Genomic DNA, 11,121 nt, shown 5'->3' on the forward strand with positions numbered 1-11,121 from the left:
CCGAACCGTCGACCTCCCCACTTACGCCTTCCAACGCCAGCGTTATTGGCTGGTCGACACGGTGGCACGCGGCATCGATGCTCGCCGGTCCGGGTCCGGGTCCGGGTCCGGGCACCCGCACCTGCCCACCGCGGTCGCCCTCGCCGATGGGGGAGTGGTGCTCGACGGCCGGATCTCCGCCGGAGGTGGCGGCTGGTTGGGCGGGCATGTGGTGGCCGGGACATCGCTCGTACCGGGGGCGGCGCTGGTCGAGTGGGTATTGCGGGCCGCCGACGAAGTGGGCTGTGCCGCGGTGGAGGAACTGGCCCTGCAAGTGCCGGTGGTGCTGCCGGAGGACGGGGGCCTGCGGGTCCAGGTCGTCGTCGGCGCGACGGACGAGCAAGGCCGGCGTGACGTACGCGTGTACGCGCGCCCGGATCAGGCGGGCACCGCCTGGGTGTGCCATGCCGTCGGCGAGTTGGGCCGCGAGCCGGCCGCCCGTCCGCCGTGCCAGGCCGGGCCGTGGCCGCCGGCGGAGGCCGAGCCGGTGGACGTGAGCTGCTTCTACGAGCGGGTCGCCACCGCCGGATACGCGTACGGCCCGGCGTTCCAGGGACTGCGTGCGCTGTGGCGGCACGGCCGGGATCTGCTGGCGGAGGTGGAACTGCCCGAGCACGCCGGTCCTGCGGCCGGTTTCGGCATCCACCCGGCGCTGCTGGATGCCGCTCTGCACCCGTTGATCGCGCGGCGGGACCAGGAGGCGTACGACGGCGGGCAGGTGCTGTTGCCGTTCACCTGGAGCGGTGTGTCGCTGTGGGCCACAGAGGCCACGACCGTACGGGTACGGATCGCCCAGGCGGGCGAGGGCGGCGCGGACGCGGTGCGCCTGACGCTGACCGATCCCGCGAACGAGCCGGTGATGGACGTGGCGGAGCTGCGGCTGCGGTCGACCGGCACCGCGCAGGTACGGGCCGCCGCCGGACCGGGCACGGACGGGCTCTACGAACTGCTCTGGACCCCGCTTCCCGTACCGGCCGTGGCCGGCCACGGCATGACCGAAGGCTCCTCTGTGGCCGTGCTGGAAGACCTCCAACTGGATCCGGTGCGTCACGGGGAGGTGGGTGCCCCCGCCGGTGCCTCCGCGCCCACCGTGATCCTGGCCGCCGTGGACACAGGTGGCGCGGAAACCGGTGGCGCGGAAACCGGTGGCGCGAACGAACTCGCCGTCACCGGGCGGGTGTTGGGTCTCCTCCAGGAGTTCTTGGCCGCGCCGCGCCTGGAGCAGGCACAGCTTGTGATCGTGACCCGGGACGCGGTGGACGTGGCCGGCCCCGTCGACGGGACCGGCCCGCCGAGTGAGACGGACCTGGCGGGCGCGGCCGTGTGGGGCCTCGTGCGCAGTGCGCAGTCGGAGCACCCCGGCCGGTTCGTGCTGCTCGACACCGACGGCCCGTTCGGCGGTGTGAACGGCGTGAAGGGCGTGAAGGGTGTGAAGGGTGTGAACGGTGTGGACCGCGCTGCCGTCGTGGACGCGGTACGCCGTGCCGGGGACGCGGACGAGCCGCAGTTGGCCCTGCGCGGCGACCGGGTGTTCGTGCCCCGGTGGGCGCGGGCCGTTGAACCCGCCGAGCTGACCGGGCCGCCCGGAGCGCACGCCTGGCGGCTCGTGGGCGGGGAGTCCGGGACGCTGGACGCCGTTACGGCGGTGGCCTGCGAGGAGGCACTGCGACCACTGGGGCCGGGACAGGTCCGTGTCGCCGTCCACGCGGCGGGGGTGAACTTCCGCGATGTGCTGATCGCTCTGGGCATGTACCCGGATCCGGACGCCCTGCCGGGTACCGAGGCGGCCGGGGTGGTGACGGAGGTCGGGCCCGGTGTCACCCGTCCGGCGGTCGGTGAGCGTGTGATGGGCATGCTGGAGGGCGCGTTCGGGCCGTGGGCCGTCGCCGACGCGCGGGCGCTGGCCCCCGTCCCGGCCGGCTGGAGCACGCGGCAGGCGGCCGCTGCCCCTGCCGCGTTCCTCACGGCCTGGTACGGGCTGGTGGACCTGGCCGGGCTGCGGGCGGGGGAGTCGGTGCTGATCCACGCGGCCACGGGCGGGGTGGGGATGGCGGCGGTGCAGATCGCCCGCCATCTCGGCGCCGAGGTGTACGCCACCGCGAGCCCCGCCAAGCACGCCGTGCTGGAGGACATGGGCATCGACGCCGGCCACCGGGCCTCGTCGCGTGACCCCGGCTTCGAGGACACGATCCGGCGGGCCACCGGCGGCCGTGGCGTGGACGTCGTACTCAACAGCCTCACCGGTGAACTCCTGGACGGCTCGCTGCGGTTGCTGAGGGAGGGCGGCCGTTTCGTGGAGATGGGCAAGACCGACGTGCGCGATCCCGGAGCGGTCGCGCTGGAGCATCCCGGAGTCACCTACACGGCGTTCGACCTGGTGGCCGACGCCGGGCCCGAGCGGCTCGGGGAGATGCTGGACCGCCTCGGCGGACTGTTCGCCTCCGGTGCGCTGGTCCCGCTGCCGGTCGGCGCCTGGCCGCTGGGGCGGGCGCGGGAGGCGTTCCGGTACATGAGCAGGGCGCAGCACACCGGCAAGCTGGTGTTCGATGTGCCGGCCCCGCTCGCCGCCGACGGCACCGTCCTCATCACGGGCGGCACCGGTGCCCTCGGTGCCGCCGTGGCCGAACACCTGGCGCGTACCGGGGAGACCAGCCACCTGCTGCTGGCCGGCCGTAGCGGCCCAGACGCCGACGGCGCGGCCGAACTGGCCGCCCGGCTGGCAGAGCTCGGAGCGGAGGCCACCTTCGTGGCGGCCGATGTGAGCGAGCCGGACGCGGTGGCCGCACTGATCGCCGGCATCGATCCGGCGCATCCGCTGACCGGCGTCGTCCACGCCGCCGGTGTGCTCGACAACGCCCTGATCGACTCCCAGCACCCCGACCGCCTCGCTCGGGTGTGGGCGGCCAAGGCCGCCGCCGCACGTCATCTGCACGAAGCGACCCGCGAGATGAGGCTGGGCCTGTTCGTGACGTTCTCCTCCTTCGCCGCCACCCTGGGCACCCCGGGCCAGGCCAACTACGCGGCGGCGAACGCCTACTGCGACGCGCTGGCGGTGTGCCGCCGGGCGCAGGGCCTCGCCGGACTGTCCGTGGCGTGGGGGCTGTGGGAGGCCACCAGCGGCCTGACCGGAACACTGACCGCGGCCGACCGGGCCCGTATCGACCGGTACGGCATCAAACCGACGAGCGTGGCGCGCGGCTGTGCCCTGTTGACCGCCGCACGCGCCCATGGACGCCCCGACCTGCTCGCCCTCGATCTGGACGCCCGCGTCCCGGCCGGGTCCGGCGCGGCGGTCCCCACCGTCCTACGCACGCTGACGGCCGCCGCCGGGGAACCCTCCGTCGCCCGGCCTGTCGCGGCCACGACCGCTGCAGGTGAGGCGGCCCACTGGCCGGCCCGGCTCGCCACCCTGACCGGTGAGGAGCGACTGGAAATGATGACCGGCCTGGTGCGCTCCCACGCCGCCGGAGTGCTCGGCCACGCCGACCCCGGCGCGGTGCGGGTGGACACACAGTTCAAGGAACTCGGCTTCGACTCGCTCACCGCGGTCGAACTGCGCAACCGGCTCGCCGCCGCGACCGGCCTCAAGCTGCCCGCCGCGCTGGTCTTCGACTATCCGCAGGCCCAGGTGCTCGCCGCCCACCTGGTGGAGCGGCTCGCTCCCGACGGCGCACCGGCCGCGACCGGCGACATCACCGCCCAGGTCCTCCAGGAGGTGGCCCGCGTCGAGCACGGCCTGACCGCCGCCGTGGCGCGGGGCCTGGACCAGGTCGCGGTCGCCGCCCGCCTGGAGGCGCTGCTCGCCCGTCTGACACCGACGGCCGGCGACGGAGACGGAGACGGCGACGGCGACGACGTCGACGGCCTGGAGGAGGCCACCGCCGAGCAAGTACTGGACTTCATCGACAACGAACTGGGGGTGTGAGGAACGTGCCGACCGAACACCTGCCGACCGAACACCTTGCGACCGAGCACCTTGTGACCACACACCCTGAGACCACACACCTTGCGACCACGGGCGGGGAGCGGCAGCGCACATGGTGAGCGAAGAGAAACTGGTCGACTACCTCAAACGGGTCTCCGCCGACCTGCACGCCACCCGCCGGCGGCTGCGCGAGGCGGAGGAACGCGGCCAGGAACCGGTGGCCGTCGTGGAGATGGGCTGCCGCTACCCCGGCGGAGTACGTACCCCGGAAGACCTGTGGGACCTGGTCGCGGAGGGCGGCCACGCCCTGGGCCCCTTCCCCGACAACCGGGGCTGGGACCTGGAGCGGCTCTTCCACCCGGACCCCGATCACCCGGGCACCAGCTATGCCCGGGAGGGCGGCTTCGTCCACGACGCCGACCTCTTCGACCCGGAGTTCTTCGGCATCAGCCCGCGTGAGGCCCTGGCCCTGGACCCGCAGCAGCGGCTGCTCCTGGAGTGCGCCTGGGAGGCGCTGGAGCGCGCGGGCATCGACCCGCGGTCACTGGCGGGCAGTCGTACCGGCGTGTACGCGGGCGCGGCACTGCCGGGCTTCGGCACCCCGCACATCGACGCCGCCGCCGAGGGCTACCTGGTCACCGGCAACGCCCCCAGCGTGCTGTCGGGCCGTCTCGCCTACACCTTCGGCCTTGAGGGCCCGGCGGTGACGATCGACACGGCCTGCTCGTCGTCGCTCGTCGCCGTACACCTCGCGGCCCACGCCCTGCGGCAGCGTGAGTGCGACCTGGCGCTCGCGGGCGGCGTCACGGTGATGACCACTCCGTACGTGTTCACCGAGTTCTCCCGGCAACGCGGCCTGGCCGCCGACGGCAGGTGCAAGCCGTTCGCGGCCGCCGCCGACGGCACCGCCTTCTCCGAAGGCGCGGGCCTGCTCGTCCTGGAGCGGCTCACCGACGCCCGGCGCAACGGCCATCAGGTCCTTGCGGTGATCCGGGGTTCGGCCGTCAACCAGGACGGTGCCAGCAACGGGCTCACCGCGCCCAACGGCCTTTCCCAGCAGCGCGTGATCCGAGCCGCGCTGGCCGGGGCCCGGCTCTCACCCGCCGAGGTGGACGCGGTCGAGGCGCACGGCACCGGGACCAGGCTCGGCGACCCCATCGAGGCCGACGCGCTTCTCGCCACCTACGGCCAGGAGCGGTACGGCGACCGGCCGTTGTGGCTCGGCTCGGTCAAGTCCAACATCGGCCACACTCAGGGTGCGGCGGGTGCCGCGGGGCTGATCAAGATGATCCTCGCGCTGCGCCACCAGACACTGCCGGCCACCCTGCACGCCGACGAACCCACCCCGCACGCCGACTGGGAGTCGGGCGCGGTGCGCCTGCTCACGGAGCCGGTCGCCTGGCCGAGGGGCGAGCGCACCCGACGCGCGGGTGTCTCCTCCTTCGGCATATCCGGCACCAACGCCCACCTGATCCTGGAGGAGGCCCCGGCCGTCGACCCGGCGGAGGCCGCCCGGGACAGCGAAGGCCCACGGCACTCCGCGGCCCGACCGGGCAGCCGACCGGCCGGCAGCACGCACGGCAACCGGGCAGAGCTGCCATGGGTGCTCTCCGCGCGCAGCGCCCCCGCGTTGCGCGCCCAGGCCGAGGCGCTTGCCAGCCATCTCGCCACCGGTCACCTCGCCACCGGTCACCTCACTACCGGTCACCTCACCACCGGCGTGGAGGCTTCCGCGGCCGACGTCGGCAGCGCGCTGCTGCGCCGATCCCTGTTCGAGCACCGCGCCGTGGTGCTCGGCGCCGACCGCGAGGAGCGGGCCGAGGCACTGGCCGCCCTCGCCGCGGGTCGCAGCCACCCGGCCCTCACCCGCGCCCCGGGCCAGGCCCGCTCCGGCGGCACCGCCTTCCTGTTCACCGGCCAGGGCAGCCAGCGTCCGGGCATGGGCGCCCGGCTCCACGACACCTTCGACGTCTTCGCCGAAGCCCTGGACGAGATCTGCGCCCACCTGGACCCACTGCTCGAACAGCCGCTGCGCGAGGCACTGTTCGCGCCGGCCGGCACCGCACAGGCCGCCGCGCTGAACAGGACCGGCATGACCCAGGCCGCCCTGTTCGCCCTGGAGGTGGCCCTGTACCGGCTGGTCACCTCCTTCGGTGTCACCCCCAGCCACCTGACCGGACACTCCGTGGGCGAGATCGCCGCCGCGCACGCGGCAGGGGTGTTCTCCCTGCCGGACGCCTGCACACTGGTCGCCGCCCGCGGACGGCTGATGCAGGCCCTGCCCGCCGGGGGCGCCATGCTCGCCGTCCAGGCCGGCGAGGAAGACGTACTGCCGCTGCTCGCGGGCCGGGAGGAGCACCTCTCGCTCGCCGCCGTCAACGGCCCCACGTCCGTCGTCGTGTCCGGCGAGGCCACGGGCGCGGCGGACCTGGAGCGGATACTGCGCGGGCGCGGGCACAAGACCAAGCGGCTGAACGTCAGCCACGCCTTCCACTCGCCCCTGCTCGAACCGATGCTGGACGACTTCCGCCGGGTGGCCCGCACCCTGACCTTCCAGGCGCCGACGCTCCCAGTCGTCTCCAACCTCACCGGGGCGCTCGCCGACGCGGAGCTGCTGTCCGACCCCGAGTACTGGGTGCGGCACATCCGCCGACCGGTCCGCTTCTTCGACGGATTGCGCACTCTGGACGCCCGGAACGTGGTGCGCTACCTGGAACTGGGGCCCGATCCCGTTCTCGCCACCATGGTCCACGACTGCCTCACGCCCCCTGCCGAGCCGGTCACGGCGGCCGTCCTGCGCTCCGGGCACGACGACACGCGGACCCTTCTCACCGCCCTCGCCACGCTCCACGCCGACGGGCAGCCGGCCGACTTCACCGGTTTCTTCCCGGCCGACGCGGCCCGACCGGCGGCGCTGCCCACCTACCGCTTCCAGCGGCAGCGGTACTGGCGTTCCGCCCCCGACGCGTCGGCTCCGGCCCGCGCCGCCGACCTCCAGGAGACCGGCCACCCGCTCCTGCCGGCCGTCATCAGGCAGGCCGACGGCGGTCTCCTGTTCGCCGGGCGCCTCTCGCTGCGTACGCACCCGTGGCTCGCCGACCACGCCATCGGGGGCAGCGTCCCGCTACCTGGCACCGCCTTCGTCGAACTCGCCCTGCTCGCAGGGCGGTACGCGCACTGCGACACCGTCGACGACCTGACGCTGGAAGCCCCGCTCCTGCTCGACGACACCAGCACGGTCAGCGTCCAACTGGCCCTCGCCGCCCCCGACACCGACGGCCGCCGCACCCTGGCCATCCACGCCCGCGTCGCCGACAACACAGACAACACAGACAACACAAACGGCATGGACAACGCAGACGGCACCGACGACGTGGACGGCACCGACGACGGCAGTACGTCTGGCAGTGCGTACGGCTGGCGCCGCCACGCCACCGGCGTGCTCGCCCCCGGCCAGGGCACCGAGTCACCCGCCACCGACGCCGCGGTCTGGCCGCCCGCCGACGCCACCGCACTCGACATCGACGCCCTGTACGCCCGCCTCGACGAGCAGGGTTACGGCTACGGCCCCGCCTTCCGCGCCGTCCACGCCGCCTGGCGGTGCGGCGACGACCTGTACGCCGACGTCCGCCTCACCGGCGAACAGCGTGACGACGCCGAGGCGTTCACGCTCCACCCCGCACTGCTCGACGCCGCGCTGCACACCGTCGACGAGCTCTACCGCGAGAGCGGGAACGACGAGAGCGGGAACGACGGGGGCAGAGACGGCGAGGGAGAGGGCGCGGGCGGGGGTGAGGGAGACGCCCCGGTACGGCTGCCGTTCTCCTTCACCGGCATCCGTCACTACGCCACCGGTCCGAACTACGCCACCGGTCCGACCAGGCTGCGCGTCCGCCTCAGTTCCAGGGGCGACGATCAGCTGCGGCTCACCCTGACCGACACGGACGGCGCCGCGGTGGCCGTCGTCGACACCCTCCGGCTGCGGGTGATCCCCGCCGACCGCTGGCACTCCGCCCGCCCCACCACCACACCACCCTTGCACCACCTGGACTGGCAGATGCTGCCGCTGCCCGCCGAGACGCCGGCCGCCGGCACCTGGGCCGTGCTCGGAGCCGACGCGACGGACTTCACCCACGCGGCGCACCACCGGGACCTGGCGGCCCTGACATCGGCAGTCGCGGAGGGCGAGCCCGTACCGGACTTCGTTCTCGCCCCCTTCCTCACCCCTTTCGTCACCCCTTTCCCCGCCATCGACTTCGGAGACCCGGACGACGTCCCCGTACGAACACGGGCCCACACCCACCGAGCCCTGCGACTACTGTCCGACTGGCTCAGCTCGGACACCCTCGCCGCCTCTCGGCTCGTCATCCTGACCGGCGGCGCAGTCTCCGCCCACGCGGACGACGCCCCGGCCGACCTGGCCACCGCACCGCTGTGGGGTCTGGCCCGTGCCGCCCAGACCGAACAGCCGGACCGCATCCTGCTGCTGGACGTGGACCACGAGGCCGCGTCACGCCGTGCCCTGCCCGCCGTCCTGGCGACCGCGACGGCCCACAACGAGACGCAGGTCGCCGTGCGCGCGGGCACCGCCCTCGTACCGCGCCTCGCCGTCGCCCGGCACCGGCCCGATGTCGCGGCACCAGGCCTCGACCCCGAGGGCACGGTCCTGATCACCGGCGGCACCGGAGGCCTCGGCCGAGCCGTCGCCCGCCACCTGGCCACCGCACACGGGGTCCGTCACCTGCTTCTCGCCGGCCGCCGGGGCGAGGACGCGGAGGGCGTCGCCGACCTGCGCGGCGACCTCGCGGCCGGTGGCGCCGAGGTGCGCGTCGCGGCCTGCGACGTCACGGACCCCGACGCGCTGGCCGGCCTCCTGGCCGACATCCCCGCCACCCACCCGCTGACCGCCGTCGTCCACGCAGCGGGCGTCATCGACGACAGCCTCATCACGGCGATGACCCCCGACCGGCTCGACACCGTCCTGGCTCCCAAGGCCGACGCGGCCTGGCAACTGCACCGGCTCACCCGCGAGCTGGACCTGTCGGCCTTCGTCCTGTTCTCCTCCGCCGCGTCGGTCCTCGGCAGTGCCGGCCAGGCCAACTACGCGGCTGCCAACACCTTCCTCGACGCACTGGCCGAACACCGACGCTCCCAGGGGCTCGCCGCCACCTCCCTGGCCTGGGGCCTGTGGGAGTCCGCGTCCGGCGGCATGGCCGCCCGGCTCGGCTCCACCGAGCGTGCGCGCATCCACCGCACCGGCGTGGCCGGCCTGACCGACGAGCAGGCCCTGGCCCTCTTCGACACGGCTCTGACGACCCCTCGCCCCACTGTCCTCGCCACCCGCTTCGACCGCGCCGTGCTGCGCGGCCAGGCCACCGCCCGCACCCTGTCACCCGTCCTGCGCGGCCTCGTGCGCGCATCCCGCCCGAGCGCGGCCACCGCCGAGGAGACAACCCCCTCCTCGTGGAGCGCCCGTCTGGCCGCGCTGTCGGCCGCCGACCGGGACCGTGCCCTGAGCGAACTGATCCGCGAACAGATCGCGACCGTCCTGGCCCACCCCTCACCCCGGTCCATCGAACTGGGCCGCGCCTTCCAGGAGTTGGGCTTCGACTCGCTGACCGCCCTGGAACTGCGCAACCGCCTCGCCACCGCCACCGGCATACGGCTGCCCGCCACCCTCGTCTTCGACTACCCCAACCCCGAAGCGCTGGCGGGGCACCTGCGCTCCCACCTCCCCGACGGTGAGCAGGCAGGCGAGCAGGCCGGCCAGCAGGCCGCCTCCGTCGCCACCGCGCGCGCCGCGGCCACGGACGACGACCCCGTCGTCATCGTCGGCATGGCCTGCCGCTACCCCGGTGGCGTGACCTCGCCCGAGCAGCTGTGGCAGCTCGTGGCCACCGGTACGGACGCCATCGGCCCGTTCCCCGACGACCGGGGCTGGGACACCGCGAGCCTCTTCGACCCCGACCCCGACCGGATCGGCCACAGCTACACCAGGGAAGGCGGATTCCTCTACGACGCGGCCCGGTTCGACGCAGCCTTCTTCGGCATCAGCCCACGCGAGGCCGTCGCGATGGACCCGCAACAGCGACTGCTCCTCGAAACCGCCTGGCAGGCCTTCGAACACGCGGGCATCGACCCGGCCACTCTGCGCGGCACCCCTTGCGGAGTCATCACCGGGATCATGTACGACGACTACGGCTCCCGCTTCCTCGCCCGCAAACCGGACGGCTTCGAAGGACGCATCATGACCGGCAGTACGCCGAGCGTGGCCTCCGGCCGGGTCGCCTACACCTTCGGCCTCGAAGGCCCCGCCATCACGGTGGACACCGCCTGTTCCTCCTCGTTGGTCGCGATGCACCTGGCCTCCCAGGCGCTGCGCCAGGGCGAATGCGACCTGGCCCTCGCCGGAGGCGTGACCGTGATGGCCACGCCGAACACCTTCGTGGAGTTCTCGCGCCAGCGCGGGCTGGCCCCCGACGGCCGCTGCAAACCGTTCACCGCCACCGCCGACGGCACGGGCTGGGGCGAGGGCGCGGGACTCGTCGTCCTGGAGCGACTCTCCGACGCCCGGCGCAACGGCCACCAGGTCCTTGCGGTGCTCGGGGGTTCGGCCGTGAACCAGGACGGTGCCAGCAACGGCATGACCGCCCCGAACGGCCCCTCGCAGGAGCGGGTCATCCGCGCCGCCCTGGCCGGAGCGGGCCGAAGTCCCGAGGACATCGACGTGGTGGAGGCGCACGGCACCGGCACCACGCTGGGCGATCCGATCGAGGCGCAGGCGCTGCTCGCCACGTATGGACAGGGACGACCCGATGACCGGCCGTTGTGGCTCGGCTCGGTGAAGTCGAACATCGGTCACACGCAGGCTGCGGCGGGTGTGGCGGGCGTCATCAAGATGGTGATGGCGATGCGGCACGAGCAACTGCCCCCCACCCTGCACGTCGACGAACCGACCCCGCACGTGGACTGGGACAGCGGCGGCGTACGGCTCCTGACCGAACCGGCTCCGTGGGCGAGAGGCGAGCGGGCACGACGTGCCGGGGTGTCCTCCTTCGGTATCTCGGGGACCAATGCGCACGTGATCCTGGAGGAGGCGCCGGAGGAGGTACCGGAGGAGGCATTGGCCGCCGCGTCGGCTGAGGTGGTGGCGGAGC

General features: G+C 73.8%; 2 protein-coding genes. Both read left to right on the forward strand.

The window, feature by feature from the left end:
- Positions 1 to 3,964: SDR family NAD(P)-dependent oxidoreductase (locus AOK01_RS09620; RefSeq protein ID WP_157871238.1), on the forward strand; the 3,964-nt coding region annotated here is incomplete at its 5' end.
- Positions 3,965 to 4,076: 112 nt separating this feature from the next.
- Positions 4,077 to 11,121 (forward strand): type I polyketide synthase (locus tag AOK01_RS09625; protein ID WP_169800114.1); only part of this gene is annotated, 7,045 nt, incomplete at its 3' end.

The sequence above is a fragment of the Streptomyces aurantiacus genome (genome assembly GCF_001418335.1).
Lineage (GTDB): Bacteria > Actinomycetota > Actinomycetes > Streptomycetales > Streptomycetaceae > Streptomyces > Streptomyces aurantiacus.